The sequence below is a fragment of the Bacteroidales bacterium genome, from assembly GCA_031275285.1.
GTDB lineage: Bacteria > Bacteroidota > Bacteroidia > Bacteroidales > UBA4181 > JAIRLS01.
The window spans coordinates 21,661-48,189 of sequence record JAISOY010000173.1 but is presented as its reverse complement, the minus strand read 5'-3'; the positions used below and the strand labels follow the sequence as shown (position 1 = coordinate 48,189).

24 protein-coding genes are annotated in these 26,529 nt (G+C 39.2%); 2 read left to right on the top strand and 22 right to left on the bottom strand.

The genetic code is table 11. The features are described from left to right. Position 1: 1 nt before the first annotated feature. The 6 genes from LBQ60_17380 to LBQ60_17355 all read right to left on the bottom strand — a co-directional run bounded on the left by LBQ60_17380 (position 2) and on the right by LBQ60_17355 (position 5,756). On the bottom strand, positions 2-2,224 hold the full coding sequence (locus LBQ60_17380) for an ATP-binding protein (protein ID MDR2039695.1): 2,223 nt from the start codon (positions 2,222-2,224) through the stop codon (positions 2-4). Position 2,225: 1 nt separating this feature from the next. Continuing rightward, positions 2,226-3,497, bottom strand: coding sequence for a site-specific DNA-methyltransferase (locus tag LBQ60_17375; GenBank protein ID MDR2039694.1), 1,272 nt, complete (start codon positions 3,495-3,497; stop codon positions 2,226-2,228). Between the two features lie 6 nt (positions 3,498-3,503). Further along, positions 3,504-3,695 (bottom strand): helix-turn-helix domain-containing protein, encoded by a 192-nt coding sequence (locus LBQ60_17370; protein ID MDR2039693.1) that lies wholly within the window; start codon positions 3,693-3,695, stop codon positions 3,504-3,506. Positions 3,696-3,828: 133 nt separating this feature from the next. Next, positions 3,829-4,512 carry a hypothetical protein gene (locus tag LBQ60_17365; protein MDR2039692.1) on the bottom strand — a complete coding sequence of 228 codons (684 nt, stop codon included), beginning with the start codon at positions 4,510-4,512 and terminating at the stop codon, positions 3,829-3,831. A gap of 7 nt (positions 4,513-4,519) precedes the next feature. Beyond that, positions 4,520-5,305 (bottom strand): ParA family protein, encoded by a 786-nt coding sequence (locus tag LBQ60_17360; GenBank protein ID MDR2039691.1) that lies wholly within the window; start codon positions 5,303-5,305, stop codon positions 4,520-4,522. Between the two features lie 7 nt (positions 5,306-5,312). Next, positions 5,313-5,756 carry a DUF3408 domain-containing protein gene (locus LBQ60_17355; GenBank protein ID MDR2039690.1) on the bottom strand — a complete coding sequence of 148 codons (444 nt, stop codon included), beginning with the start codon at positions 5,754-5,756 and terminating at the stop codon, positions 5,313-5,315. A gap of 303 nt (positions 5,757-6,059) precedes the next feature. On the opposite strand from LBQ60_17355, the gene LBQ60_17350 reads away from it, so the two are divergent. Both LBQ60_17350 and LBQ60_17345 read left to right on the top strand, forming a co-directional pair. Further along, positions 6,060-6,689, top strand: a complete 630-nt coding sequence (locus LBQ60_17350; protein ID MDR2039689.1) for a hypothetical protein — start codon at positions 6,060-6,062, stop codon at positions 6,687-6,689. Then, the gene (locus LBQ60_17345) at positions 6,674-7,954 is read left to right on the top strand and encodes a relaxase/mobilization nuclease domain-containing protein (GenBank protein MDR2039688.1); all 1,281 of its coding nucleotides are present in this window, start codon (positions 6,674-6,676) and stop codon (positions 7,952-7,954) included. The genes LBQ60_17350 and LBQ60_17345 overlap by 16 nt, the downstream gene beginning before the upstream one ends. Positions 7,955-7,975: 21 nt before the next feature. On the opposite strand, the gene LBQ60_17340 is transcribed toward LBQ60_17345, so the two are convergent. The 16 genes from LBQ60_17340 to LBQ60_17265 form a co-directional block, all read right to left on the bottom strand. Continuing rightward, the gene (locus LBQ60_17340) at positions 7,976-8,848 is read right to left on the bottom strand and encodes an aminoglycoside phosphotransferase family protein (GenBank protein MDR2039687.1); all 873 of its coding nucleotides are present in this window, start codon (positions 8,846-8,848) and stop codon (positions 7,976-7,978) included. Positions 8,849-9,252: 404 nt separating this feature from the next. Then, complete coding sequence (locus LBQ60_17335; protein ID MDR2039686.1) at positions 9,253-9,567, bottom strand: helix-turn-helix domain-containing protein; 315 nt, start codon at positions 9,565-9,567, stop codon at positions 9,253-9,255. Positions 9,568-9,717: 150 nt separating this feature from the next. Then, positions 9,718-9,972, bottom strand: a complete 255-nt coding sequence (locus LBQ60_17330) for a hypothetical protein (GenBank protein MDR2039685.1) — start codon at positions 9,970-9,972, stop codon at positions 9,718-9,720. A 546-nt stretch (positions 9,973-10,518) separates the two neighbouring features. Beyond that, positions 10,519-11,388, bottom strand: a complete 870-nt coding sequence (locus LBQ60_17325; protein MDR2039684.1) for a lysophospholipid acyltransferase family protein — start codon at positions 11,386-11,388, stop codon at positions 10,519-10,521. Positions 11,389-11,390: 2 nt separating this feature from the next. After that, positions 11,391-14,495 carry an efflux RND transporter permease subunit gene (locus tag LBQ60_17320; protein ID MDR2039683.1) on the bottom strand — a complete coding sequence of 1,035 codons (3,105 nt, stop codon included), beginning with the start codon at positions 14,493-14,495 and terminating at the stop codon, positions 11,391-11,393. 3 nt (positions 14,496-14,498) lie between these two features. Then, positions 14,499-15,557, bottom strand: a complete 1,059-nt coding sequence (locus LBQ60_17315; GenBank protein ID MDR2039682.1) for an efflux RND transporter periplasmic adaptor subunit — start codon at positions 15,555-15,557, stop codon at positions 14,499-14,501. 2 nt (positions 15,558-15,559) lie between these two features. Beyond that, entirely contained in the window at positions 15,560-16,897 is a 1,338-nt protein-coding gene (locus LBQ60_17310) for a TolC family protein (GenBank protein ID MDR2039681.1), read from the bottom strand. Continuing rightward, positions 16,894-17,820 carry a DUF6268 family outer membrane beta-barrel protein gene (locus tag LBQ60_17305; GenBank protein MDR2039680.1) on the bottom strand — a complete coding sequence of 309 codons (927 nt, stop codon included), beginning with the start codon at positions 17,818-17,820 and terminating at the stop codon, positions 16,894-16,896. Before LBQ60_17305 ends, LBQ60_17310 begins: the two co-directional genes overlap by 4 nt. 209 nt (positions 17,821-18,029) lie before the next feature. Beyond that, the gene (locus LBQ60_17300) at positions 18,030-18,365 is read right to left on the bottom strand and encodes a hypothetical protein (protein ID MDR2039679.1); all 336 of its coding nucleotides are present in this window, start codon (positions 18,363-18,365) and stop codon (positions 18,030-18,032) included. A gap of 5 nt (positions 18,366-18,370) precedes the next feature. Next, positions 18,371-18,553 carry a 4Fe-4S binding protein gene (locus tag LBQ60_17295; protein MDR2039678.1) on the bottom strand — a complete coding sequence of 61 codons (183 nt, stop codon included), beginning with the start codon at positions 18,551-18,553 and terminating at the stop codon, positions 18,371-18,373. Positions 18,554-18,682: 129 nt separating this feature from the next. Next, a complete protein-coding gene (locus LBQ60_17290) occupies positions 18,683-19,525 on the bottom strand; it encodes a helix-turn-helix transcriptional regulator (protein ID MDR2039677.1) in 843 nt (280 codons plus the stop codon). A 42-nt stretch (positions 19,526-19,567) separates the two neighbouring features. Next, the gene (locus LBQ60_17285; protein ID MDR2039676.1) at positions 19,568-20,320 is read right to left on the bottom strand and encodes a LytTR family DNA-binding domain-containing protein; all 753 of its coding nucleotides are present in this window, start codon (positions 20,318-20,320) and stop codon (positions 19,568-19,570) included. Beyond that, entirely contained in the window at positions 20,317-21,342 is a 1,026-nt protein-coding gene (locus LBQ60_17280; GenBank protein ID MDR2039675.1) for a sensor histidine kinase, read from the bottom strand. Before LBQ60_17280 ends, LBQ60_17285 begins: the two co-directional genes overlap by 4 nt. Before the next feature lie 97 nt (positions 21,343-21,439). Next, complete coding sequence (locus tag LBQ60_17275; protein MDR2039674.1) at positions 21,440-22,663, bottom strand: site-specific integrase; 1,224 nt, start codon at positions 22,661-22,663, stop codon at positions 21,440-21,442. A gap of 411 nt (positions 22,664-23,074) precedes the next feature. After that, a complete protein-coding gene (locus LBQ60_17270) occupies positions 23,075-23,518 on the bottom strand; it encodes a VOC family protein (GenBank protein MDR2039673.1) in 444 nt (147 codons plus the stop codon). A 64-nt stretch (positions 23,519-23,582) separates the two neighbouring features. After that, entirely contained in the window at positions 23,583-26,498 is a 2,916-nt protein-coding gene (locus LBQ60_17265; protein MDR2039672.1) for a PD-(D/E)XK nuclease family protein, read from the bottom strand. Positions 26,499-26,529: the final 31 nt, after the last annotated feature.

Below are 26,529 nucleotides of genomic sequence, written 5' to 3'. Positions count from 1 at the left end.
ATTATTGCTCTTGATTAAATTTAATGATAAAGTTTGCTCCATGAAGAAGCTTACGATCTTCATCTTGAATAACTGAAATTTCCCCATTAATTCTAAGAAGAATTTCTTTAACGATATAAAGTCCCAATCCACGTCCATCTGATTTTAGTGAAAAAAATTCATTATATATAAGAGGTATGGTATCTTCACGTATACCAGGCCCATTATCAGCAATGACAAGAGTGTCATTTTTAGAATTTATTTTGATCGTTATTTCTTTTGGTGATGTTTCATTTTTATTAACCCAATAAATTGCATTATCAAGCAAATTGATTAATATTTGAAGAATAAGCCCTGCGTTGGTTTTTACTGTAATATCACCATCATTTTGTATTGAAACATTAATTTTTCCGTCAATATCTCTTCTGAAATACTTTACTACCTTATTAGCTGTTTCATAAATGCTAATATTTTTTATGGCTTTACGTTGATTTTTAAATAAAGGTTGAATAACTTGCATTTCATCATAAACAAAATTTAAGCTTTCATCAAGTTCATCAAGTAATGCCAAAATATCTTTGTCCTTATAATCTTTTTTTTTCACCTTTATTTTAAAGTCTTTAACATTTACTCTCATTTTAGCCAGCAATGTTAGAGAATCGTGTGAAGATCTCTCTACAGCCATTCCAAGACCGGCTAAATCCTCAACTGTTTCCATACGTTCTTTCATGATAGTTGTATGATTATTAACAGCTTTAAGAAACTTATTTGCTTTTTCTAATACATCTTTATTATCTACATTTTGAAGACTTGACTTAAAGAGGTTAAAAGAATTTAATACTAAATTATTGGAGTCTTTATAAGTTTGGTTTTTATTTATCTCTAGTTTGTTTTCATCAATTTTCTTTTCCGTATTTAGTATTTGAGTGGTTTCTGTTAACAATCTCTTAAAATCTTCAAAAGCACCATCAACATCCATAATCCCTTGTCTATTGGTTGAGTCTTTTAACCTAGGATTATTTTCTTGACTTATATAGACAAAACCAATTAAATCATTATAACTAATATAATCACCTGCTTTAATAGTAGCCCTTAATTTATCTAGTTCTAGCCAGTCATAACCCTTTTCTCCATATGGATATACACGTACCCCATCTCTTAGTAAGTAAACAAAATTTTGTTTAATGAATTGGTCAATTTCAGCTGTAATAATAGTTTTATCTCTTTTCTTTAAATTAAAAGCATAAAACGTAAATTTAAAACTACCACAGCTAGGCACTCTTCCAAATTTAATAAACCAGTCTTCAATTGTTTTTGTTGGGTATTGAAACTGTGACAAATTATCTTTATCCAAAAGATTAATGCTTCTATGGAAATTTCTTTTGGGAGATGTCGAATTATATTCAAATTTTAACACACCATCACCAGAAACTTCACCGATCATTGAGAACTGAGCTCTTTCTACGACATCTTTAAAAGTTGTAACCTCGCTAGAAATATATAGCTTATCATTTAAGAATAATTCTATTGAAAAGTCTTGTATAAAATTAACTCCTAACTTTATAGCATTTTCATCAATCGGAGGGATAAGACGTAAAATAGACTTATATAAATCTTCAAAATCTTTTGAAGTCCATTTCTCCCTCAGATTATGAATTCTTATAAGAGTACCTTTTTCTTTCTTTATTTCTACAGGAGGATCATTCACATACCAAGTATTATGAACTTCATTTAGCAATTTATATTGGGAAGAAGGTTGATTGAATAAGTCTATATCTTCTGGATTATATTCGGTAAAATCCATCTCTAGCCTAACCTCTTCTCCTTCTAACGTTTTAGTGTATAAATCTATTCTCTCTCCCAATTTGTGTATTGCGAAACGCCCAACACCTTTCTCTCCTTGAATAATTCGCCCTTTCTTAGTATGATTTTCTTTTCTTTTTTTCTTATCTAATTTATTAGGAGTGGCAGGCCTAAGCCATACGTTTTGGATTGTTTCGAGAGTCATACCATCTCCATCATCTTCTATTTCGATATATGGTAACTCATCATCTTCTAAGTATTTTTTTCCATAATTTTCTAAATTAAAGAAACGGACTTTAACATCATCTGCATCCGCATCATAACTATTCTTTAGGATTTCTATTACAGCGACCTTTTTGTCTGTAATAAGCTGATCTCCAAGAATATTCATCAATCGTGCATATGGCTGAAATGGTTGACTATCTTTTTTTATAATTGCCATATCATATTTTCTTTACTATTAATATGTATTCTTCAGGATAAACAAGTTTACTATTTGCATTTTCTAGTTTAGAAAATTTGCCTGTAACTTCATCTCTTATTGTCGGTATTAACTTATTAGGAATACTTCTTTTTATTACTTCAACAATTTCAAATCCTAATAAGATAAGTAAATCCGCAATAACCTCGGCTGATTTTATTTTTATGTTTTTAAATGTTGTATTTCCTATTACAAGACAAGCATGACCACCTTTTCTAAGTATTCTATGCATTTCTTTTCCTACATCAGACATGTCTTTAAAATAATTCGCTACCTCTTTTGCTGTTCGAGGGTCTTTCTTTAATAGCTGGCTGACAATATCCTGAGCTAGTCTTGACTCACATTCTAAATTTTGATTTAATGAATAAAATGTACCAATAAAATTTCTTCTAAAGTCTGCTAAATTTTCTATGTATTCATACCAATATCCTGTCAGTTGATGAATATCTGCATATTCATAAGAGGTTACATATGGTGGTGATGTGACAATAGCTGCAACTGAATTAGATTTTATTGATGTTTTTCTAGCATCTTCTAACTTTATATCACATCTAACATTTAAAAAATCATTAGTTACTAGCTGTGAATAAAAATCTGAATTTTTGTTCATCATCTGTCTTGAATGTAACTGAAATGCGTCAAAAGGGTCAGAAGGTTTCTTTTTAGGATCAATTTGAGGTTTAGTGCTTGATTGTAACCATTTTGAGCAATTTTTGAGAATGTGAGAAAGCGAAACGAGGAAAAACTCTTTTTCTTTTGTATTCTTAATTGATGTAATTTCATTATATAAAAACGCTATTTTCGCTTTATGCTCAGGAAAAAACCAGTAATCAATTTTTTCATGAACAGATAGATTCATATAATCTGTTTGAGAAAACTGATCTAATCTTTTAATTATTTTATTATATCTTTTAGTTAGCTTCTCTGGATTTATTGGATTTATTTTAGCTCGTGTTATTAACTCTGCTACAGGATTAATATCAACTCCAACAGATTTTCGGCCATGTATTTTCGCTTCAACAAGAGTTGTTCCACATCCCGCAAACATATCTGCCACTAAATCATCTTCTTGAGTATATTCTTCTATTAACTTTTTCACTAAATTGGGTAAGAATTTAGCAGGATATCTATGGTATCCATGTGTCCATTGTTCTGTAGAACGCACATTCTTAAAGCACCAGTCAGGATTAACAGGTACATTATCGAAATGTATATATTGTATGTATTGTTCCATTTCAGGTTATTTTGTTGAAATTATAAGCTCTTTAACATCAATATCTAACAAATTCGCTATTTTATGCATTGTATCCATAGGAGGCTGGCTTTTATTTGAACACCATCTAGATACCGTGGATTGATCTCTTCCTAGGGTTTCTGCAAGCCATTTACCTGTACGACGCTGCTCGGCTAATACCGCTTTAAGTCTGTTCATCTCTTCTTTCTTACTAATTAGTTGGTATATTTTGCAAATATATTGATTTTTTTCGATACTACCCAAAGTACTTCAATTAGTTGATAAAAGAGGGAAGTTCTTGAATAATATCCATAAATAATTTATTTTTTACTTACTCCCTAACATACTTCCTATAATCAAACTCCTCATCTCCATTACCAGACAAAGTTCTATTATCCTCAATCCGATTCAGGATTGCCATCGCTCGTTCCTCCGCACCATGAATCTGTTTGGTGAATTGATTGTAAATATCTGTCCCGTCAATTTTGGAGATGATTTGCCCGCCTTGCGTTTCTTCTTCTTTCGTAATCGGATTGCCTTTCAGTGTCTTGACCACTAACTCAAATTCATCAAGGGTTGTTCCTGTGCTGAATTGCGACCGTTCCTTTTCCGTCAGGAGTGGAATACTTTCATCATCTATAGTGTCCAAATCAATGTTGGAAGGTTCTTTTTTCTCCAACGGGATAGACATGAAAGGCTTGTTTTCTTCTATCATCTTGGATTGTTGCAGTACCAGTTCTTTCAACTCGGCTATTTCCTTTTTCAATGGATCATCTTGTTTTACTGGCTCTTCCTGCTTGGGCTTCCTTTCATCGGATAGTTTGAACTTCGTTTTTCCAATAATATCCGGTATCGGCTCTTTGACTGGCGACCGCTCCTTACTATCCTTATCTTTTTGTCTGGATTGGTATTTTTCATCAAACCAATCCTTGAAAATATTCCAGAGGTTCAGGCACGCCATAAAGAAACATGCTGTCGCCAGTAGAATTACTTTTATCTTTTCAGCTTCCATCATATATATGTTACAGATTGGTCGCTTTGATAACTTCCTCTACCAACAAATCCAAATTACTGTCTTTCAGAAGTGGCTTATCAGGAGGAAAGATTGTAGATAAGAACAGATAGTCGTTGCCCTCTATGGATTGTTCCCTGTCGTAACGGACACTTTGCGGAATACGGCTTTCCATAATGGAAATGCCCAATCCTAAGATGGCTTCTTCGTAATAATTGAACAGTTCCCGTCTTTCACGGTTGGTTACTCTGTTCCAAAAAGGATAGATACCTTTTAACCTAACCTGCGGATTCATGGTTATCATCTCGTTAATAGAAATAATAAACGGCAAGGTGCTTTCCATATTGATACGCGAAGTAGTTATCGGAACAAACAGGTAATCCATCTGAAAAAATATCTGAACGACATTTTCGTTGTTCACCGTTCCCGGCAAGTCGAACAGGACTACATCATATTCCTCGGATTCGTTCTCCAAAAATGCTTTTGCTCTTGTCAGAGCTTGCTCCGGTTCGGTCGGAACGATGGGATAAGTCGGTTTACCCAATTTCGTGAACAGGGCTTCCGCTTTCCTCTGATAAAAAGCATTGGTTTGTAGTTGCTCCGCTTCCCGTTTCCGCATCTTCTGGATACTCCATTGCGGATAATCACAATCTATTACAGCCACATTATAGTTTTTCAAATAATGCAGGTAGCTGGCGACTAAAGTTGTAAATACGGATTTGCCCGCTCCGCCTTTTTGGGTGCAAAAAGAAAGATACACAGGTCTTGCTTGTTTTTGATTCTCTGAATTGTTCATGTTCTTATTATTTAATGGGTTTACTGAATTTCGATTCATACAGGTTGTTGATCTCGTCTTTATATAGCTCGAAGTGATGTTTTAATACATTCTCGATAAATCCGCTAACAGTCAGTCGTTCGCCGCCAATATTATGGACTATGCGCTTGATCGTTTCATTGGTTTCCTTTTCGATATAAATTCCTTGTCGCGTTTTTAATTCGTATCGGGACAGAAAAACCGCCGGATAGTCGATATTCGTTTGATACTTCTTTCGTCTGACTGATTGTTTTTCAGGTTCGTTGGGTGGTTGAACGGCTTCCGGTTCATTCGCCTGTTCGTTTTCGTCCGATACCGGTTGCACGGTTGGCGGAATGTCAGTTGTTGTGCCTGCAACCGATACTTGGCGGATGAAGGCACTCGTGTCTATTCCCGTACTTTGCTTCTTGTCTGTTTTACTATCTTCTTTCATATAATGCTATTTACTTGGTTTCTATCTTGTTTTACTGCCTACATGGTGACACACTAACAGATAGGCAGTCGATATATCATTACCGGCATAAACCCGACATATAAGTAAGGTTGTATAAATCCCTGTTTGTTTGCCGACACAAATAAAGTGATAAAAGAAAGCTGATTCTGAAATCGGGTATATGTGGCACCAACTGGCTCTTTCTGTCCGCTTATCTTATTGTGTACAAGCGGAGTTCATCACCTATCTTTGTCGGGCGGGAATGAAAGTCGGGAGTTGTTTTTGATTTTATACTCCCGATTAATGAGTAACCGCCCGCGCTTACTGCTAACGTCCGCCACGAGTGGCGGATTTTATTGTCGCCGGACAATAGCAAGAAGTGTTTTTGTCAGCGAAAAATTCCATTTTCCTTCTTCCAAAAACATTTCTTGCCCAAACCGGTGGTTTGGGGGCGATTCTCCCAAGTCGAACCTTTTAATGATGCAATTAAGTATGAAGCATGATGAGCATGAAGCTGGACGGCTCAAAAAGAAAAGAGGGCGTAAGCCCAAGGCGGATAAACAAATGCACCGCCATATGATACGCCTCAATAACAAGGATAACGAACGGTTTCTATCCTTGTATCATAAGTCGGGACACAAAAGTAAGTCCCGTTTCATGGTGAATTGTATCCTGAATAATCCGCTAAAGATTATTCCGATAGATAAACCGGCAATGGATTTTGCCATACTGTTATCCCAGTTCTTTGCTCAATTCCGAGCGATAAAGACGAATTATAATCAGGTTTTCGCCTCATTAGTGCGGCATGTGGGAGAGGGAAAAGCCCGTTCGATGTTGAAAATAATCGAGAAGCCGACATTGGATTTTATACTATTGAAAGGTCAGATAGAAGATTTATACACTCAAATCAGGGAACGATGCTCGCCAAAATAAGTTCCGGTAAATCGGTATTCGGGGTATTAGCCTATAATAAAATCAAGGTGGAAGATAATCAGGCGGAAATTTTGTACAGTCAGAGGATGTTCGATTCTCCTGACGGTAAATTCTCTATCCATGATTGTATGGATTCGTTTGCTCCCTATCTGGCGATGAACAACAGGACGGAAAAAGTCGTATTCCATGCTTCTCTTAATCCTGATCCGAAAGATAAACTATCGGATGAACGCTTGTCGGAGATTGCCCGACAATACATGGAAAAACTCGGCTACGGAAATCAGCCTTATATCGTATTCAAACATTCGGACATAGACCGGACGCACGCACATATTGTATCACTGCGGGTCGATGAAACCGGCAAGAAGATAAACGATAGCTTTGAAGTAGCCCGTTCGATGAAGATATGCAAGGAACTGGAACAGGAATTCAATCTTATCCCGTTGGAGAAAGGAAGACGGGAAAGCGAAGCCCCTACAAAAAAGATAGATTACAAAGCCGGAGACATAAAACATCAGGTCGGCAATATTACCAAGTCGGTTATGAACCATTTCTATTTCCAGTCATTCGGGGAGTACCGGACATTGCTGGAACAATTCAATGTTACGGTCGAAGAAGTGAAAGGCGAACACCGGGGAAAACCCTATCAGGGATTAATCTATTCTGTAATAAACGACAAGGGTGAGAAAGTAGGTGTTCCTCTGAAATCGTCATTGTTCGGCAAACCGGTTGGTTACGATGCCATGCAAAAGCATTTTGAGTTATCCAAATCAGCGATTGAGAAAAACAGGATAAGGGAGAATCTTCGTCCGATTGTAGCCAAAGCCATGAAAGACACAAATAACATACATGATTTCAAGCTTCTGTTGAAAGGAAAAAATATCGGAGCTATTTTCCGGCAAAACGAGCAAGGGCGGATATACGGAGTAACATTTATAGATCATCAAAATCAGGCAATACTTAACGGTTCTCGCTTAGGCAAAGAGTTTTCGGCTAATCAGTTCCAAAATCTGTTCAATGATGTTCCGGTGAAAAAAGAAAGACCGGAAACACAAGTCAGCTATACACCTCAACCGGAAAAGCCCTCTTCGCCATCGCTTAATATGTCAGGTATCACAGATGCGGCTTCAAGCCTGTTCAGTCTTTTTGACGTTGAGCCACAGGGCGAAAATTATGAAGATGTCGCCTTTGCCAGAGAAAAAGAACGGGAAGAAAAACAACGACAACTAAAAGCAAAGAAGCGGAAACGAGGACGGCAGTTATAACTTGGCTGAATTATATCAGCATTAGGAAATTACATTAACGCGCATTTTGTCTGCACATATTTTTACTTCGTCCCATTCTTTTCGGTCAATCAGAAATAACATTTCCATCAGCGGAAGCAATTGTCGTCTTACGGCGACTTTTTCCCTTAAAACGTCGTTATCGCCATACATTAATATTGCTGCATCCAAAATAGTATCGTCTTCAATTCCAATAAAATCATACGATTTATCAAGATTTCCGGCATCGCCAAAATCTATTATGCCAACCTCAAAATCATCGGTTAACAGAATATTATTATAACCTAAATCTCCATGACAAAAAACTTCTTCTATACCAAGCTTTGCCGATTTTTGTGGTAGACTTGTTACAAGCTCTTCAATGGAATTGAGTTCTTTTTCATTAAAATATTTTTCCAATGTGCGCTTTCCCTTACTGAAAGATGCTTGAAACCATTCGATTATACTGTTTTCATCATTCGGGCTTTCACCTTTGTAATCAATAGCATGAAGTTTTTTTAAGAACAAGCCTATTTGAGTGCCGATTTTTCTTTTTTGCTCTTCGTTCAGTTTACGAACGATTTCTGTTGTCATAGACTTTCCTGCCACACCACGAAAACCAATGTAAGCGGTATCTTCACCGATATGATTGATTAAAGGAATATTTACATTAAACTCGTATTCCCTTATTCGTTTCAATATGTTTATCTCATGTTCGAGTTCCTCTTTATACTCCCTGTTTTTCAGGAATTTAAATACAAACAACCCATTATCTACGATATAAACACGGCTTGTCCATCCAATGTCATTTACGGCAATGCGACTGTCATCATTTACGTTTGTAAGTTCTTTAACTATTGATAATTCTTTGCTTTTTTCCATTGTATAATCATGCATCTAAATCATCTTTTGTAGTATGATTATTTGGCAGCCGCAAAGTTATAGGTTGCAGGGATAATTCCCAAGTAATAGAGAAGGAATAGAATGAAAAAACAACGGCAACACAAAGCCAAAAGACGCAAACGAGGAAAACAGATATAGTTCATGGGAGAGCTTATTGAAAGACAGAATAACTTTTTTAACGCTACGCTAAAAGTTATTTCCATCTTTCAACAAGCCATCATCATCATTATTGAATTTACTTGAAAAAACTCATAATCTAAATTCTACTAACAACCGCTTGCAATAACGGTTACAACAACATATAAAAGAAATATTTCTCTTTTCAAAGTCCCCAAAGGGGTTGGTGAGGGGACGTTCGAAAAGAAAAATATTTGTTGGAGAGAGGCGGATACATGCGGTTACGTTTGCTTGTCCAGTTCAGACATCATACCGCTGTTGCCATGATTCCGTATAAATTCCCTGACATCGGAAGCCCGGTAATAGGTTTTGTGTCCGATCATAAAATACGGAAGCTTGCCGCTTGTCCTGTGCCGTTGGAGTGTACGATAGGAGGTTTTGAGCAGAAATGCCAAGTCCTGATTGTCCAATAGCTTTTCATCCTTATCGAATATTTCCGTTGTATTTACCAGTGACTTTAAGTCCTGACCAATCTCATTCAGTTTTTTGGATAGCTTCTCCATCCATTTGTCAAAATCATCATTATTGATATACATAATTCTACTTGTTTTGAAATTAATAACTCGATTAATTCCAATGCATTGGTACGACAAAGGTCATACGAATGAAGGTATAAAAATAGAGGTATCTGGTACAGACCCTCTATTTCGTATTTGTAAGAAATAGTATATCAACCGGTTATAAAATCATCTTTTTTCATCTTTTTCTTTTTGGGCTTTTCGTTTATTGTATTCTTTGATGAGAGCAGATTTCAACGCATCAAGCGTTTTAGTCAGATTATAAGGCTTTCGTTTGAAAAGCTCTCTTTGGCAATCATAAATATCATTGAAACTGAATCCAAAACTCTGTTCAAAAACATTGGCAAATGCTATTTTTGAAGGATTTTTACCTGCATCATCAATACCACCTAACAATTCTATAGAAGTGAGTAATTCTGTCATGCCCATTATTCCCAGATTCGGAAATTTAGGTATGAGTGATAAAGTAGATTTAAATGTCTGCTCAATTGATTGTTGGAGTGATTGCGGGGAGTGAATTTTGAGTTTTAATAACTCAATTTCAGATTCAAGGAACCATATTGCTTTTTGGATATAGAGATTTTTGAGCGCATTTTTTTTCCTGCTCGTATAAGATTTGTGTTTGTAATGTTTTAAGCTCTATACGAGAATAAGTCAATAATCGAAAGATTTTCGAGAAATCAGTTTCGAATTGACCAATAGATTCTATTTGTTCCATAAAGTGCCCATAGGCATTCTGTATTTCACGGTTTGTTACTGTTGAAGCTTCAGACAATAGACTGAATAACTTCGTGTCGAATAATTCTTTCATATACAATTGTTTTTTAAGATGTAATCAAAAGAAAGTTCATACGATATCATAAGTCAATTGCTAAGTCTATCCTTGATTTTTTAGTGGCTTTCGTTTTAATTTTTAAGAACTGTCCATAATTATATTTTTTTGAGATTATTAATTGTCAGATCATTGTTTTATCTTTTCCACCGTTTATGCGTCCATAGCCAACCGTATGGTTCTTCTTTGATATTTTCAGTCAGTAAATCAACATATTTTTGGCTTATTTCTCCTTCATTCGTAGATTCTGCTTTGGAGCATACAGGGATACACGTTACTTTATAATTTCCTTTTGATAGCTGTGTAATATGCAGGTAGATAACTGCCGACCGACTTATACGCGCCAGCTTCTCCATGCCCGAAAAGAAATAGGTTTCCTGATTCAACAACTCGAATTTATATTTATCATCTTTTATCCGGGGGCATTGGTCGGACAAAAACAGATAAACCGCAGGGGATGATTTTTGTGTCAGAATATGACGTATAACCGATTTGTCAGGTATTAACTTCATTCCGAACCGTGACCGGAGTTTAATCATTAATCTGTTCATTATACCTGACCGCAGAGGCTTATAAACGGCATACATATCGTGGTAAAGTTTATAAGGCATAAAGTTCAACATTTCCCAATTTCCGCAATGACCCAAACAAGCAATGATATTCCGTCCAGCGTTCATATGCCTGTCTATAAGTTCCAAGTTTTCAAACGTTATCTTCTTATCAAGAACCTTTGCCGGAGCGGATATACTTTTAAGTATTTCGGCAAAGTAGGCGGTAAAGCAGGTGTAGAATTTCTTTACCACACAGCGGATTTCTGCATATTTCATATCGGGAAAAGAACGTGAAATATTCTGAATCACGACCGCTTTCCTATATTCAATAACATGATAGGCAAGGAAAAAAGTAAATGAAGCCATTGCATACAAGAAGGTCATAGGTAGTAGGCTTATGGCATAAACAACACCATAAATACTTTTGTATGCAATGGTTTGTAAAATTTGTTTCATTGTTATTCTTTTATTTCAATAACTTTTTTCTTACCCAATCCCACTTTTGCCAACATTTTATCCATCACGTAATAAACCACCGGCACGACAATAAGCGTTAGAAACATTGAACTAACCAATCCCCCGATCATAACCCAAGCCAGACCGTTTTTCCATTCGGCTCCTGCTCCGGTTGCCAATGCAATAGGAAGCATACCTATTACCGTTGCAGCCGTTGTCATTAGGATTGGGCGAAAGCGTTGGCGGGTGGCTTCGATGAGAGCGGCTTTCAGTTCCATGCCTTTTTCTTTCGACTGGTTAGTGAAATCGACTAAGATGATGGCGTTTTTGGCGACAAGCCCTATGAGTGCAAGTAAGCCCAACAGGGTAAACAGGTTTAGGGTATCCATCGTCAGAGCCAAAGCGAGCAGTGCGCCGATTATAGCAAGAGGAATAGAGATTAATACGACAAAGGGATAGACGTAGTTATTGTATAATAATACCATGATGAGATAAACCAACAGAATGGAAATGATGAGCGCCACGCCCATTGTACCAAAACTTTCGTCCTGCATTTCAAGTTCGCCACCGGGAATTATCGTGATGTTTTCCGGCAAATCGAGGGAGTTTATTATTTGGCTAATGTCCTGCCCGATGTCGCCGATGGGACGAGTGCCGACCTGACAATTCAGCGTTATGCAAGCACTACGGTTACGGCGTTCCAAAATACCCGGCGCATTGCTTTCTTCTATTCGTGCAAACTGTTTCAGTTTGATGGCTTCGCCGAAGGTATTTATGAATGTAAGGTTTTCAACGTCTGCCATACTCCTGCGGTCGAAATTATCAAGGCGTATATTGATGTCGTATTCATATTCGTTTTGCCTGAATTTTGCATCGTTGTTTCCGGCAAATGCGTTACCCAACGCCATGCCTAACATTTCAAAAGGGATTCCTAAAGCCGCCATCTTTTCACGGTCGGGAATGATACTGATTTCGGGACTGCTTTCTTCGGCTGATAATTTGGGATCGATTATCCCTTTTACGGATTTTATATTATGGAGAAGACGATCGGCTGCCATCCGCACGGAATCAATATGATGTCCGATAATGTAATACTGTATCGGAGCTTCATCTATATTCCCCATCAGGTCGGTTGTTGCCACCCATATTTGCGCTCCGGGTATGTGCTGTTGTAGAAAAAGTTTAGCTTCCCGTGAGAAATCGGAAGTTGAAATATTGCGCCGGTTATGTGGAATCATCTTTACCCGCAGGTCTGCTAAACGGGCTTGTGGTTGTCCGTTTTCTTCTGCGCCTACGGTGGTAAATACGGTTTCGACTAAGGGGCTACTTCTCAAAATATTTTCAGCTTGGTAAGTGATCTGGTTGGATTGTTCGATTGTAACATCGCGGGGCAGTTCCAGCTTCATCACAAATTGTCCCTGATCGCCCATCGGCGCGAAGTTGCTTCCGATAAAACCGAATGCTATCAGGCTTACAGAGCCTGTCAGAGCCATAAGAGTAACCAGCAACGTAATCAGCTTATGCGACAAAGACCAAGCTAAAAGACTTGAAAACCATTTGGCTATCCTCTCTATTCGGTTCTCGAGAGCCTGAATGCCTCGTCCGATAAAGCCCTCACGGTTGAACTCGTTTATCTTTCCAAATCGGGAGTAAAGCAACGGTACTACGGTAAATGAAACCAACAGGCTGAACAGTACGGCGATGGCGATAGTAACGGCAAATTGGCGGAATACATTGGCAATAATGCCTTGTGTCAGAGAAATAGGGATAAATACGACCACCAGCACCAGCGTAATGGAAACGATTGTACCGCCTATCTCCCGAAGCCCGTCGTATGCCGCCTGCATTCTGTTTTTCCCCATTTCCATGTGGCGGTGGATATTCTCAATAACGACAATGGCATCATCAACCAAAATACCAACTACAAGTGTTATAGCTAACAGCGACATCAGGTTAAGGCTGAAACCAAATAGATACATGACGATGAACGTGGAAACGAGCGATAGCGGAATGGCTATGGAAACAATAATGGAGTTTCGCACACTGCATAAAAAGAGTAGCATTGTAAAGGCTACCAGAATGATGGCTATTACAAGGTCGATCATTACAGAGTTGGAGGCTTCCAATGTAAATTCGGCATTATCAGCCGCTATCGTGAAGTGTAACCCGGAGGCTTCATATTCTGATTCTAAGGCATCCAGTATCCTCCGTGTTGTTTCGGATATTTCTACGGTATTGGCATCAGCAGAACGTTGTATTGTGATACCGATAGATGGTATTCCATTTATCCGGCTAAGGGTTTCGACTTCCTTGCTCCCATCGTGTACATCCGCAACATTCTTCACTTTTACGGCTGTTCCATCGGGCAAATACTTCAATATCACATTCTCAATATCGGCAAGGCTGTTATATTTCCCCTGTAAACGGATTTGCGTTTGTTTATTGTTGCTTTTTATTTTTCCGGTAGGGAAGTCAAGGTTAGAGTTAATCAATACATTACTAATGTCGAGAATGGAAAGCCCGTATGCCGCCATTCTTTCCTCATTGATATTTACCTGTATTTCACGTTCATTCCCACCGATAAGTGTAACTTGTGCCACACCAGGTATTCTCTCCAAAGCGGGTTTTATTTCGTGGTCGATAAGGTCATAAAATCCGGTTTCGCCCATATTGGCGACTGTTCCGATTGTCATAATGGGAATATCTGCGAGGCTGAAATCATTGATAGACGGTTCTTTCACGCTCTCTGGCAGATCGGAACGTATGGCATTTACCTTTCGCTGTGCATTTTGAATGGCTTTATCCAAATTACTTTCGGCCTTTAACCGGATAGTTACCAAAGAGAAGTTTTCTATTGAGGTAGAAGTAATCTCTTCAATTCCTTCGATAGAAGAGACGGCATCTTCTATCTTTTTGGTTACGGAATTTTCTACTTCGCAGGCTCCTGCTCCCGGATATAGGGTGCTGATGGAAATAACGTCAAACTCCATGCGGGGCATTAATTCCCTATTAAGCTGTGTCAAAGAATAAACGCCGAAAAAAGCGAGTATGACAAACATCACGACAACGGTAGTCGGACGAGTGATTGACATTTTTATGATGTTCATGTTTTATAAGTTTAGAATGGATACCTCTGTACCATCAATCAAATTGATTTGTCCGCTTTTCACAATGGTATCACCAGACGATATACCATCGGCTATTTCAATATATTCTCCGTCCGAAATGCCAACCTGTACGGCTACTTTATAGGCTTTAGAATCTCGTATCACAAACACATGAGGGGCTTTTAGTCCGCCGACAATAGCCTCCCGGCTTACTACGGGAGTATTGCAGTTATTCCCGTCCACATTAAAAATAGCGGTGGCGAACATACCGGGTTTGAGTTGATGGTCGTTCAATGACAATTCTACTGAATAATAGTATCTGTCGTTGCTTTTAGGAGAAATAGCCTCGATTGTGCCTGTAAATGTGTTGCCGGGATATAGGTCTGTCGTAATGACCGCTTCCATGCCTACTTTTAGCTTTAATACTTCCTTTTCGGTTACATTGGCAACCATTTTCAATATTTTATTATCCACAATATCCACAACACTACTACCAACAGAAAGCAATGTCCCTTCTTCGAAATAATCTTTGTTAATGATGCCGGAGGTGGGGGACGTAATGGTCGTATGGCGAAGTTGGTCTTGTAGGTCTGTTATCCTACTCTCAATACTGCGTAAGGTAATTTGGGATTCTTCCAGTTCCCGTACCGTTACCGCGCCAATGGATACAAGGTTTTGAAAACGCTCTACATCTTTTTGCGCTTTCGCTAAATCCAGTTCGGAGAGCCGCAGGTTTTCCCGTATTACGTTATTTTCAAGTTGAGCGATTACCGTCCCCCGGCTGACAACATCGCCTACCTTATTGTATTTCTTTATGACAATACCCTGTGTCTTTGAATAAACAGCTACCTCGTTTTCCGAATCAATACGACCGTTTACGCTGATTTTTTCACTCAACTCCACATATCGGGGTTTCTCAACCATAACGGGAACGACTGTGTTTACGGTCAATGATAATTCAGCATTCCGGTCAATGGCCTGTTTATTATCGACCAGCTTCCATGCGATAAGACCGACAATGGAAACGGTTACTATAATTGGGGTTACTATTTTGGATTTCATTTTTAATTGTTGCTTAATAAGTATTTAAGTGTGCCGCTTGCTTTCAACAAATCTATTTCTGTCTTTTTGTAGCGGATAAGTTCTGTGGTATAGGCTATTTTTACTTCATGCAGAGAGGTTTCCGTTTCAAGGAGGTCTGTTATACTCGCCAAACCTTCGGTATATAATGCCATTGTTTGGGTATATACTTTCTCTGCCAGTTTCAGGTTCTCGGATTGCACTTGCACCAACTCATAGGTCATCTCCAGTCCGTTTCTCGCATTCAGGTAATCGGCGGACAGGCTTTGGCGGGTTTCCCGAATATCCCAATCCAAACTTTGCAGTTGTGTTTGTTTCCGTCTTATCCGGCTTCGTTTGCCCAAACCGTCGAAGATTGGAATGGTTAAACGAACGCCGACAATGGCAGAGCTATACCACGGATCTCTCGTCAGATTCAGCCGGTTCGACTGAAATTGATACCCGGCGGTGGCGATAGCCGATAACGTCGGCAGATACTCCATTTTATGGCTACGGATTTCGAGTTCTAACATTTCTTTTTGCTTATTCAGCACATCAAGTTCTATTCTGTTTTGTGGCTGTGAGTAGCCTCGGAGTTCGGATAGACCAATGCTTTGAACTTCCGAATCGTCCACCTCAAAAGCATCTTCAATGGGAATACCGATCAGGATTTGCAGATAACGTTTCTGCTGCAATATAGTATTATTCATATTTTTGCCTCTTGCCCGTAAATTGGTCAGGTTTACTTTGATACGGTTCAAATCGACTTCCCGCGTTACGTTTTCTTCCACCCGTTTTTCCATTAGCTGATAAAGCGAATCCTGCATGGATACCATATAATGGATGTTTTCCAATTCCTGCATGCTATTAAGAATGTCATAGAAGGCATTGCTTACATCGAAAATCACTTCTTCTCTTGTCATAGCTGCTCGAAGCCTTTGAAGTTCCTGATTGTTCTTGGCTATCTTAATTCCTGTGAATAAGGTTGGCGAAAAGATTACTTGTTCAACGGAAACGTCAAAATCCAATTCGTTCTTTGAACCCATCTGAACAGGGATTTGCGTTCCGCTTTCGCCGATAAGTTCGCCGGGCAACATCGTTGTGGGCAAAACCAAGCTATGGTCGAAACCGCCCGAAGCGTTTATATGCGGCAATACGTTCGACCGGGCTTCGTTTATCTGATAACCTGCCTCACTGACATCGAGATTTGCCCTATGCGCGGCATAGCTGTTATTGACGGCAAAGTCGAGGCATTGTTGCAAAGAGAACTTCTGCGGGTATTCCTGCGCCATGACTGTATTGCCTGTTATCAATAGGGCAAACAAAACCTGAATCGTCCTCATTTTCCGAAATTGTATTTGATTCCGAAAGACACGTATGGCGAAACAGAGAAATAATAATCATTATCGGTCGCAAACACTCCCTTCAGCGTTCGGTCGCTGTAAGAAGCCGGACGATACAGGTTCAACCCTGCCATAGCAGTCATGGATAATCCGGTTTTGCCAACCTTTATTTCGGGACGAAACCCCGTTACGATATATTGGTGGGAGAATATGACATCTTTGCCGTCCTTTTCCAACAAAGCTGCCTGTCCGTTCATTTCTAAAGCATACGATAGCTTAAACCAATCGTTGAAACTATAACCTGCCGACACGTCCAACCCTTCGACCAGCTCCACGTTTACATCGAACTTCCCGTCAAGTTCCCAATTCAGATACACCGCAGGGAATATCATCGGATAACCCAACGAACTGTTTATAGCCACACCGCCGCCAATAGATAGATTGGGTTTCAGGTGGCGGATGAAGATAATTCCTCCGCTTCCAAGTACGTGCTTGAACCTGATTTTAGAAAGATCGGCGGAAGGAGCGAGTACCGCCACGCCCGCACTTGCCCGCATCGACCATTTGTCGTTTAACGGTCGTAAGTGGTAAAGCCCTACCTGTAAATTCATGATTTCGGAAACCATGTGATCCGTGAAATTTTTGTTGTTCAATGATGTGTATGACCCGCCAAGACCAATACCCCAAGCAGTCGGACGATTGTTCTCATTCAGTTTCACGGATAGGGGCATGTTGAACGCTCCCTGATAAACTACGACAGAACCTTTGGCATCGCCTATTTTCTCTCTTGGCTTTTCGCCGGGAGGCAAGAAATAATAACCGGAATTTCCAAGATATTCGGTTTTGAACGATAATTGTTGTGCTTTCCCTTCCAGACATAGAAGGGTTCCCAATACCACTAAGAACAATGATGCTAACTTCATGATTTTAAAATTTTTGCGTTTATAATCTCCGCAAAAGAACAATGAATGAAGCAATACCGAAAGCCAATAACTATGGAGTTCAGAATTGGCAAAATGAAATGCAGAAAACAGGGCATGGAATTTCCATACCCTGTACAAAAAGAAAATTTTTATTTGAGGATTAGTCCAAACTCCCGTCTATCCATTTCAGGAAGTCGGATACACCACAATTAAAGATGATGATATTCAACAATAAACCCAATGAAAATAATTAAGATAGCTACCACAATCGCCGCTATGGTTTCTTTGCCAATACTTACATTCTTTGTCTTGATATAACTTTTTAATGCCCGCCAGTTGATTATGATATGAAGTATTGATATAACCGAAAAGAAAATCCCCGTAAGAACATGAACGCCGACAAAGAAATGTATAGCAAAACCCTCATCGAAGTGCTCATAAATCTGAATCAGAATCCCCGTTATAACTAATATCGCCAGCGATAAAAATAGCCCGACAGATACGAATTTGCGTTGGCTAAATGCTTTCTTATTTGTTTTTTCCATAATATTTATTGATGATTGAATACCCCATGCGGACAAATCTTGATACACTTTTGACATCCCGAACAGTTATCGGAATCTTTGAATACGATATGTTTATGCCATAGGAATCCAACTTTGCCGATTACTTGTTTCGGACAAACAGTTATACATTCCCAACAGGCTTTGCATTTATGAGGATTAATACTCATATACAGAGTCTGTATCTTTTTTAATCGTTCCGCTCCCTTTTCCATCTTTACTTGTATTGATTGTTACAGAGTGCAAAGAAACGGAAATGGAAAGGATACGGAAATGGAGAGAAAAAGGTATAAGTTGGACTATTTAAGGTATTTCTTTCGGAATTGTGTCGGGGATAGTTTTGATGTCTTAGTAAACAGACGTGTAAAGTAGGCATAATCTTCATATCCCAACTCCAAAGCAATCTCCTTAACGCTTCTATCGGTATAGAACAGCAAGCGTTTGGCTTGAATGACAATTTCGTTGTGGATATAATTACTCACACTCTGTCCGGTGGTCTGTTTAACAGCTTCATATAGATATATCGGAGAAATATTCATTTTAGCCGCATATTGAGATGGCTGTTTCATTGAGCGATAATTGACGGACAGCAAAGTCTTGAACTCGTAAGTAATGATAGCAAAACGTTTATTGGCTGATGGGGATAACCCTTCTTGATAAACTTCTGCTATCATCCCAATATAGGCTGAAAGTAAATCATGCAGAATTTGTTGTCCGCTATTTTGTTTATCGGATTGAAGTCGTTTATGAACAAGAACAGCACAACTTCTTAATGTATTGATCGTACCTTCGTCTGGTTTGGGTGTGTATCCGGCAATGATAGCTTTCTCAAATATTTCCTTATGTTCACTTTTTACAAGCATGCTATCAACCGCTAAAAACCAACCACTGGCATTGACTTTATTACCAGAGTGATGAACTTGCCCCGGCAGAATACAATAAATATTATTTCCGGCTATTTTGCGTTCCTCAAAATCAATTAATACAGTGCCCTTGCCTTTCTCTATTAAAAGGAAAATATAATAATCGTCTCTATGTACATGAGCATTGACAGGCGATTTTTCTTCTCCCGAAATATACCGCATTTGGGCGACTTCTCCCTGAAAGAGTTCGGATGTTTTATGAATGGGAATAGAATCCATTTTGCAAAAATAGGACTTTTCAATGTGATTACGCCTTTCTTCTTAAAGAATCCCGTCCATCCATTTCAGAAAGTCGGGTACACGCACCCTGCTGACCAGCACTTCGTGAGGACAGGCAGGTTGGAAAGAGAGCTTTAAACGGCTATTGAAGTATTTAGCCACATTTTCGATTGCCTTCACATTACTGATGCAATTACGTGATACTCGAAAAAACAGGCGGCTATCAAGCTGCTGTTCCAGTTGGTCTAACGTGTAATTGATGATATATCGTTTGTTTTGAAACGTATGCAGGAATACAACCCCTTCTTCACTGTAAAAATGAGCAATATCCGCCGTTTCTATATAATGATAATTGTCTCCTTTCGATATCAAGAAACGGTTCTTGTTTTTGGCTGCCAATATCTGCTCGAAGTTCTTCGGATCGGTTTTATGAGAATTATCGTGGAAGATATTCTCAAACTTGATTAATGCCGCCTCCAGTTCCTTTTCATCAAAAGGTTTTAACAGGTAATCAATGCTGTTCAACTTGAATGCCTTGATAGCGTGTTCATCGTAAGCAGTGGTAAATATGACAGGCGTACTGACCTCTACATGGTTGAATATCTCGAAGCAGTTGCCATCGGCAAGCCGTATATCCAACAAAATCAGATCGACAGCAGAAGTTTTCAAAAACGCAATGGTGTCTACGACTGTTTTCGTCCGCTTCTCCAACGAATAATCGGGACGTAACTCCGTCATCATGCGTTTCAGTTCTTCGTATGCAAACCGCTCATCTTCTACTATCAGGTACTTCATGGTTGTATATAGGGGATTTTTACAATAAACACTTGGGGAGTATGCTCAACGACTACCTCTTTGGCATACAGTTTATATTGCTTTGTGAGATATTTCAGTCCGATTCCTCCTTTATCCACATCATTCGAGGGCTGGATATTGTTCTCAACTGTAATGTATTCACTCCCGATAGTAATTTTTATATCCAATGGCATTTCTTCGGTTGCTACATTATGCTTGAATACGTTCTCTATCAGTAATTGCAGGGTAAGGGGAATAATCATCTTCTTTTCACAGGCGCACGTTTTGTTTACCGTAAAAGTAAAAGAGTTTTCAAATCTCATTTCCATTAGGAAGATATATGATTCCAGTGCGTCCAAATCTTCTTCAACAGAAACCATTGGTCGGCGGTTTAAAGAAAGCACATAGCGATAAGTTTTTGAGAGGGCTTTGGTGAACTTATTCGCATTGTCCGGATTCATATAGATTAATGACGATAATACATTCAGCGAGTTAAACAGAAAATGCGGGTTTATCTGCGACCTCAGCGTTTCATGTTCGAACAGCAATGCTTCACGTTTTGCTTTCTCGGAATCAGCGATGGCTTTTTGTTCGGATTGGAAGTAGTGGATCAGCTCAAATGCCAACAGGATAGGGATATTGTTTGTCATCCCAAATGCAAATTTGACAAGGAAAGAAGGCAGCCCGTCTTTTGAAATAAGAAGTACATCATATATCAGGTAATTGAACATACCCAATACAATCAGGCATATTACGATTACCCCAACAAAGTCTGCTATGACACGGAGTAATATGTTTTTGGAATAGGGTATATACTTATTCAGGAATAGTAATAACAGGTAATCTGCGATACACATGGTAAAGATTACGACATAGTGGGATAGTAGCTGAATCAGAAATTTATCCCCTAAATCTTCTTTCATCAGAATAGCACTGAAAAGCATTTGACACAAAGCATAAAGCAGTGTGGCAAACAGAAAAATAAGGATATGTTTTATATTTATCTTTTTAATCTGTATCATGGTTCAAAAGTAGATTTTTCGCCGGAAATTCAGGGTAAATCTTCTGATTTTTCTGATGAACTTCATTATTTGGGGAATGAATTTAAGTTTTTAGGAATTATTTCCTCTGTCTATAATACTTTGCCAACCCATCCAATTCTCCTCTGACCTTATTCACTTCCGTGAATATTTTCTGATTAAGAACTTTCGCGTAAATCTGTGTTGTAGTGATATTTGTATGACCTAACATCTTAGAAACACTTTCGATTGAAACCCCTTTGGTCAGCATAATCGTTCCGAACGAATGCCTACCGCAATGCGTTGTCAATCTTTTATTTATGCCACATAAAGAAGCAATTTCTTTCAAATATTCGTTCATTTTTTGGTTGGTATGAATGGGTAACAGTTTACCGTTTTTCAATCCTTTATATTTTTTGAGAATAGATAAAGGAACATCCAATAGTGGAATATTAGCCTGAACAGAAGATTTCTGACGGGTCAGTTGTATCCATTTCTGTCCGTAACCGTCTTCTATAATATTATTCTCTGTTAGATTGGCGGCATCTATGTAGGCTAACCCAGTGAAAATTTGAAACAAAAATACATCTCGTACTTCCGCTAGTCGTTTTGACTCGAATTTCTTATTCATTAGCTTCTTGATTTCAGGCTCAATCAGAAATTCCTTTTTTACAGGCTTGTATCCTAATGTATAATCATCGAAAGGGTCAACGGCAATATATCTGTTTTTAAGCGCATTGGTAACTACTTGCTTCAAGTAACGTAAATGTTTGACGGTAGAGTTATGTCCACATTTGCAGATTGATTTCAGATAAACCTCATAGTCCGTCACAAATTGAAAATCTACATCGCGGATTGGCATATCTTCTTTCTTATATTTGTACACCATGAAATCGGCAACACGCTTTCGGGTAGCCAAATATTTAGAAAGAGTGGTACAACGGATTGTTTTTCCGACAAGATTTCGCTTTTGCTCTACCTTAATATTATATAGGGATAAGACGGTATGTTTACGAATAATCTTACCCAGATAGGTGTCTCGGAGTTTATCCGGTGTAACATAGCCATCTTTTTCAAGAATTTCTTTGTATTGCTTATCCAAAGCAATCTTTATTTTATCCAGCGAATCATTTATTTGTTGGGCTTCCTTTGTTCTTCCCATGACTTTGCCCAATGAGTTCCACATTTCAGGCTTGACAAATTCTTTGGAACTGAATTCTGCTTTTTCTCCGCTAATTGTTATTCTAACCATGATATTGGCGAGTCCATCCTTGTTTAAGTCTCTCTTTCTGATTAAGAAAAGGATTCGATACGTACTTTTCATTGCTCATTCTTTTTAATAATTCGACAAAATTACTCACTGAACCTTAAAGAATGAAGCTCTCAAAAAAGCCAAGTTAGGTCATTATAAGTCATTAGCTACCAGCTAATAATCCGCTTAAAAGTGAGTAAAATTCAGCAAGTGGTTTTACTCACTTTTTACTCACTCGACTGCTGTCCTAAACTGTCTTTTCTTGTCCGAGGGTAGAATAAAAAAAAGTCTGTTAATCTACTGACTAACAGACTTTTTGTCTTTTGTTGGCTTCTCCTGTCTTTTTAGGATTTTACCGTTCCGTGGGCGTTGACGGGTCCTATTCCAATACACCTGAAAACCTTATTTTATCAATAAAGCGGGAAATCTCATAATATCTTAGATTTCCCGCTTTATTGTAAATACTACCAATGTAAACCCTGTTTACTCGTATCTTTTATTTTCTTCTATTAGCTCTTCACTCCATTGGTCCGAAGCCAATGGTGAAAAAAGTTCTATTAAATTATCTTCAGGATCGCGCAAATGTACCGTGCGCATCCCCCAATCAGCCATATCGGTAGGTTCATTAACAAATATCACACCCTTTGCTTTCAAAGCTACATAAGTGTCATCAACATTATCCACACTGAATGACACAAGTGACTTCTCCCGGAATCCTACAGGCAATTCTTTATTCGCATTACCTACAGACGGTGCCATCCAATCGGATACAAAAAGAGCGAAACCTTCTATCCCGTCTGCTACCTTAAAACTGGCATATCCACTGCTCTCATCACCCCAGGCCGGTTCCAATCCAAGTTTTTCAGAGTAGAACTTAAAACATTTAGCAAAATCCTTTACTAATAATCTTACGTTACTGAATTTCATTGTTGTCAAATTTTTATGGTTATTCTTATACATATATTTATTTCTCCATCGCAGCTTCATGTATTTATCCCCGTTTCCTGTGGCAAATATCCGCATACAGACAATTCAGGCATTTCTTTTCATCCGGGGTTTGTGTAAAAGGAACATCACTGAGAAACATTTCCGCCAGTAATTCATTCAACAGGTATTCGAACTCTTTGGACACATCAAAGTAATTATCCAAAGGATCCTGTCTTATGATAGAGATCCTCGGATCATAATCCGGTTCCCGGAACAGATCCTTGACCACATACAATCCTGAATTGATCTTCCGGTATCCGGGATAAACCAGCTTCGCCATACAGGCATATACCAGTGTCTGCATCACAGCGTGATTTCCGTTCTTATTGCGGTCAAACAGATCGGGAACGGACCTGAATTTCCGGCTGGCATTCCCTGTTTTATAGTCAATAATATACAATGCCTCATTCCTGCATTCGATACGATCAATGATGCCGTACATGTTCACGGTAGCAGAAGAAGAAATACTGCTGACCGGAACAGGAATATTCAGTTTTTCTTCCAATCCCAGCAGTGTGAACGGAGCCGCAGCTTTATCCACCTCTATTACCCGATGGATATATTTCAGCAACACTTCCCGGATAATGATATTCCGTCCGGTAATATCGCTTTCATCGACATGCCGGGAATGAAAATAATGTTCTGCAAAGGCTTTCAACAGGGTCTCATCGATCAGGGATGTATTCTTTTGTATCTGCGTGAGCAATTCTACAGACATCACTTCGTTCAGGTACGGACGGTAAAGATCTTCCATGGTTTTATGCAACAACAACCCGAATACAGAAGGGTCGATCTCATCGATGACCTGTTCCTGTTCCTCCAATCCCTCGATATAACGGAAGTAAAAACGCAGGCGGCAATCCAGGTAAGTATTCAAAGCGCTGGGAGACAACATTCTTTTTCCCTCACCCTGAGAACAATATAAAGCCAGTAATTTCCTAATATCTGCTGTCCTTTCGTGAATGATCTCCCTGTCGTCCTGGGTACGAACATGAAAAGTAATATCCCGTTTCCGTACTTCAAATGCAGGTTCATAGATCAACTGGCTGATAAAGCGGCTCATCTCACCCGTATTCCGGTCGGTTGCCGCCGAATTGTAGATCAAATGGATATTTGACGCCCTCTGGATCAAACGATAAAAATGATAAGCGCTGATGGCATCGTAACGTTCGGAGGTCGTCAACCCAAAACCCTTACGAAGATTATAGGGAATAAAAGACTGGCGGGGATTGGGCTTCGGGATAATACCCTCGTTCATCGACAGGATGATGACATGTTCAAAATCGAGCACCCGTGTCTCGAGCATTCCCATCACCTGAAGCCCTTTAAGCGGTTCCCCGCTGAAAGGAATTTTGAGCGAGGCAAAAACTTTACGCATCAAACGGCAAAATACATGGACCTCCATATCGATCTGTTCCGAAGAAAATATGTCCCCGATCCTTTGCAGTGAGGTATAAAATGTATACAGGTATTCCAACTGGTATTGTTCGTTGGCGGAGATATGCGCCTCTGTATCTTCATTTTTTTTGATCCATCCGATGATTTCCGAAGCGGCTTCCAGCAAATAAGCGATAAAATCCCCTGCACCCGAACACTTCCGGAATAACATACGGAATAACGGATGATCGGTCATTTCCTCCACGGATACATAGATCCGGTTATGTTCCACGGTATCCCGAATGGCCTCATCAGCCTCTTTTGATGCAATATTCTGAATATATGGATGGTGTAAAACCATATTTACATCATGATGGTAAAATTTGACCACCCCGGAATAAATACGTACTCTTTGTTGTAACAGGGCCAGCCGCTCGAAAAGGCTGTTGGCCGGAGAAAAAACAAAAGGATACCCCATGGTAATATTGATATCCCTTATTTCCTGTGGAATAGACGAAAGTACCGGCAACAATAAATGCTCGTCGGGCAGCACCACGGCCGTACGGTCCCAATCGATACCTGCAGGCATCCCGTTCAGTATCTGCCCGGCCATTCCTGCCTGCCCCGTTTCGGAAGGAACTGAAATAACCTCCATCTCTTTGGCCTTGTCCGTCAGGTTCTGTGAATCAATGTGCCATTCAGAAGGGAACTGACGGATATTTTCCCGCATAAATATTCCGGCTTCATGCCATTTGTGGTTCAGGTAATAGTCGTCATAATCCCAGAAGAACATGGCTTTATCCTGTTTCTGCAGCGATTTGAAAAAATATTTTTCACAGGGATTCAACGCATTGAAGCCGATAAATACATATCGTTCATATCCGGTATTTCCGGCTTTATTACTACGGATCAACCTTACCGCTTCCCGTTGTATCATGCCTTCATAACCCAACGACTTATCCTGCAACCGTTTCTTAAAAGAATGATAGATCAGGTGAAGTGAAGGCCATACGGTTGCAAAGTCCGCTTTCAGGGCACCTGTCTTCCCTCCATTGAAATCCTGCCAGAAAATACGGATAGCGTTCTTTTGGTCTTCCGACAAATAATCGAATAACTGATCTATCTCTTTGAGGTCGGAAACGTTCCGGAACAGGTCCCGGGCATCTACCAGATGTTTATCGATATCGTCAAAATCATCCAGCAACATTTCACCCCAGAAATAAAATTCATCGAAACTTTCAGCAGTTGGTTTATGTTCCCGGTAAGCCTGATACAAATCGAATACCATCCCGACCCGGTCGGATTCCGTCCAGCCGGCTATTTCTTCCATCAATGAATTCATGGAACGGAACGCAGGGCTCCACACCGGCCTGTCAGACAGAGCGGCAAGATACTTCCTGAAAAACAACCCGGCCCGGATATTCGGAAAAACGATACAAAACCGGTGCAATTGTTCGCCATATGCCCGATGCAAATAAGCCGCCACCTGCCGGAGGAATCCGGTACATTCCCCGGATGGTTGAACAAGTTGATCTTTTTCCACACTCAGGCCCATATTTTAATTCTATCTTTTT